The 1,639-nt window shown below is 38.6% G+C and carries 2 protein-coding genes; both read left to right on the top strand.

The genetic code is table 11. The annotated features are described in order from the left end of the window. The first annotated feature begins 307 nt into the window (after positions 1–307). Positions 308–997 (top strand): HNH endonuclease, encoded by a 690-nt coding sequence (locus IQR33_RS10975; protein ID WP_069489556.1) that lies wholly within the window; start codon positions 308–310, stop codon positions 995–997. A gap of 7 nt (positions 998–1,004) precedes the next feature. Next, a partial coding sequence (locus tag IQR33_RS10970; protein ID WP_228013854.1) for a hypothetical protein occupies positions 1,005–1,639 on the top strand: 635 nt, incomplete at its 3' end.

The following is a 1,639-nucleotide window of genomic DNA, read 5'->3' as shown; positions in this document are numbered from 1 at the left end:
CTAACCGCAAGCATCATACAAATGCCACTATTAAACAGCTATGGCGTAGCATAAATCGATAACCCGAAACATCAGCATTTATAAGCAACAGAAAAAGAAAGAAGCCACATCTTTACTCATAATCGCTCGCCAACCTCTACTGTTCACCAGCCAACGTTATAAAGATATCAATCGGAAAAGAACTCAGTTCGACCTTGGTATAAGCGCTACGTTAACGCCTCTCCAAATTATTCCTTGTTAATCATCCAAATTATTATGATAATTGTGGTATTGTAAAATATCCACAAATGACATATATAGGTGAGTAATGTTCATAGGTGTTAGTAGAAGCCATCAATGGCGTTTATCAGAACCACCAGAACCATCTGATGATAAAGACTTTCAACTAAAAAGGGTGGAGTTTTTATCAGATGTTGACTATCGCTGTACTGATTGCCATTTTCGTTCAGAAAAGTATCAACATGTTCATCACAAGGATGGGAATCACAAACATAACGAAATCATTAACTTTGAGTGTAAATGCCCTCTATGTCATATGTGTGAACATCTGGGTTTTGTTGCAGATAATAAACTTGCCACTTTAGTTTTTTGTCCCTCTTTGACCCAGGAGGAGCTCAATGCTTACGTTCGAATATCTTGGGTTGCAAATTACTTAGCAAAAATCCAAGGTCCAGAAAAATGCGGTACTACGCTTCTGCGTATTGCACGTGATACAGGGCTCTGGATTGAGCTCCTTTCTGCTACGGCGCAGCAAGTAAGTCAAGTGTACAAAATAACCAATATTAGGGCACTAGCAGAAGACTTTCGTGCTATGAACGACAAAGAGTATTCCGAACGTCAGTTAAAGTACCCTCATTTAAGGTTGCTATTTACTCCAAGTTCCTTTTCTCGAGAAATAGAGGAGTGGAGTAGGAACCAAGACTTCTTTTCTGATTTCTATGACCCAAATAATTGGCCAGAAATAGTGAACAACCATATCTCTAGTTTAGAAGGATAGGATATTAATGAACACATATGGCGTAGCGATATTCAACGATGAAAAAAAACCTAGGAGTGGATTCTCTTGTGTCGATGGCAAGGTGAAGGAGTTTAGTTCCTATTCTGATTTGGAGATGTCTACTATTTGGGTAACTAACATTCAACACTCTGTATTTCAAAAAGAAGCCCTCTACAAAGTACCTAACCTACGTTCGTCGCAATATTTAAGGTTGTCTTTACAACAGATAATGAGGGAGTTGAATGTTAAAAAAGATATTGAAGGTATTCAACATTTAGCAAAGCTAGTTCAGTCAATTGCTGCAGATCTACAGGGTAAATTCGAACTTAATCCGGACTACCTTCGATATCGCCTTGGTGGTGAAATCCCACAATACTTGGAATCACAAGGGTTCCTACCTTCTGAACTACTAAATATAAGTGAACTCGCAGACGCTTCGGCTAAAGCGGCTTTAAATGATGCGTATCAGTCATTCCAAGGTACTGTAAAGTCTGCAAACGGCAAGATCTACCATTATACCTTACCAAGGGTTGCGCATTTCGAGTACTTAATGAATCAAAACTTTCCTTTGGATAACAATTGGGAAGAATTTACGTTTAGTAGCGATGGGCCAATTGTTGCTGGATATAAAAACAAAGTACT

It is taken from the genome of Vibrio sp. OPT46 (assembly GCF_015163535.1).
In the GTDB taxonomy this organism is placed as follows: Bacteria; Pseudomonadota; Gammaproteobacteria; order Enterobacterales; family Vibrionaceae; genus Vibrio; species Vibrio alginolyticus.
Note: the sequence above shows the minus strand (reverse complement) of the source record. Positions and strands in the feature narration are given on the sequence as shown.

Bases quoted from the DNA above. Each gene is read 5' to 3' on its own strand.
- IQR33_RS10975 (WP_069489556.1), top strand. From the start codon at position 308: ATGTTCATAGGTGTTAGTAGAAGCCATCAATGGCGTTTATCAGAACCA.